Genomic DNA, 1,790 nt, shown 5'->3' with positions numbered 1-1,790 from the left:
ATGTTCGAGCGGTTCACCGACCGAGCGCGACGGGTTGTCGTCCTGGCCCAGGAAGAGGCCCGGATGCTCAACCACAACTACATCGGTACGGAGCACATCCTGTTGGGCCTGATCCATGAGGGTGAGGGTGTCGCGGCGAAGGCTTTGGAGAGCCTCGGCATCTCCTTGGAGGGTGTGCGTCAGCAGGTCGAGGAGATCATCGGCCAGGGTCAGCAGGCGCCGAGCGGGCATATTCCGTTCACGCCGCGGGCGAAGAAGGTGTTGGAGCTGTCGCTGCGTGAGGCGTTGCAGCTGGGGCACAACTACATCGGCACGGAGCACATCCTGCTGGGTTTGATCCGTGAGGGTGAGGGTGTGGCCGCGCAGGTGCTGGTGAAGCTGGGTGCGGATCTGAACCGGGTCCGCCAGCAGGTGATCCAGCTGCTCTCGGGCTACCAGGGCAAGGAGCCGGCGGCGGCGGGCGCGACGCCGGGCGAGGCCGCGCCGTCGACGAGTCTGGTGTTGGACCAGTTCGGCCGTAACCTGACGCAGGCCGCGCGTGAGGGCAAGCTCGACCCGGTGATCGGGCGGGAGAAGGAAATCGAGCGGGTCATGCAGGTGCTGTCTCGCCGGACGAAGAACAACCCGGTGCTGATCGGTGAGCCCGGCGTCGGCAAGACCGCGGTGGTGGAGGGCCTGTCCCAGAAGATCATCAAGGGTGAGGTGCCCGAGACGCTGAAGGACAAGCAGCTCTACACCCTCGACCTCGGTGCCCTGGTCGCCGGTTCGCGTTACCGCGGTGATTTCGAGGAGCGCCTGAAGAAGGTGCTCAAGGAGATCCGTACGCGGGGTGACATCATCCTGTTCATCGACGAGATCCACACCCTGGTGGGTGCGGGTGCCGCCGAGGGCGCGATCGACGCCGCGTCGATCCTGAAGCCGATGCTGGCCCGCGGTGAGCTGCAGACCATCGGCGCGACCACGCTGGATGAGTACCGCAAGCACCTGGAGAAGGACGCCGCCCTTGAGCGCCGCTTCCAGCCGATCCAGGTGGGTGAGCCGTCGCTGGCGCACACCATCGAGATCCTCAAGGGCCTGCGGGACCGCTACGAGGCGCACCACCGGGTGAGCATCACCGACGCCGCGCTGGTGGCCGCCGCGACCCTGGCCGACCGGTACATCTCCGATCGTTTCCTGCCGGACAAGGCGATCGACCTGATCGACGAGGCCGGTGCGCGGATGCGGATCCGTCGGATGACCGCGCCGCCGGACCTGCGTGACTTCGACGAGCGCATCGCCCAGGTGCGTCGGGACAAGGAGTCCGCGATCGACGCGCAGGACTTCGAGCGGGCCGCGCAGCTGCGGGACAAGGAGAAGCAGCTGCTGGGTCAGAAGGCGCAGCGGGAGAAGGAGTGGAAGGCCGGCGACCTCGACGTGGTGTCCGAGGTCGATGACGAGCAGATCGCCGAGGTGCTCGGTAACTGGACCGGCATCCCGGTGTACAAGCTGACCGAGGAGGAGACCTCGCGTCTGCTGCGTATGGAGGACGAGCTGCACAAGCGCGTCATCGGCCAGGAGGACGCGGTCAAGGCGGTGTCGAAGGCGATCCGGCGTACCCGCGCGGGGTTGAAGGACCCGAAGCGCCCGTCCGGCTCGTTCATCTTCGCCGGCCCGTCCGGTGTCGGTAAGACGGAGCTGTCCAAGGCCCTGGCGGAGTTCCTGTTCGGCAGCGAGGACGCCCTCATCCAGCTGGACATGTCGGAGTTCCACGACCGGTACACGGTGTCGCGGCTGGTGGGTGCCCCTCCCGG

General features: G+C 67.0%; 1 protein-coding gene. It reads left to right on the top strand.

Going from position 1 to position 1,790, the window contains the following annotated elements:
- The coding region (locus ACSNOB_RS31840; RefSeq protein ID WP_436691132.1) for an ATP-dependent Clp protease ATP-binding subunit at positions 1 to 1,790 on the top strand (1,790 nt) is incomplete at its 3' end.

It is taken from the genome of Micromonospora sp. URMC 106 (assembly GCF_051386395.1).
Classification (GTDB): Bacteria; Actinomycetota; Actinomycetes; order Mycobacteriales; family Micromonosporaceae; genus Micromonospora.
The sequence above is the reverse complement of the archived record's forward strand: the minus strand, read 5'-3'. Positions and strand labels throughout refer to the sequence as shown.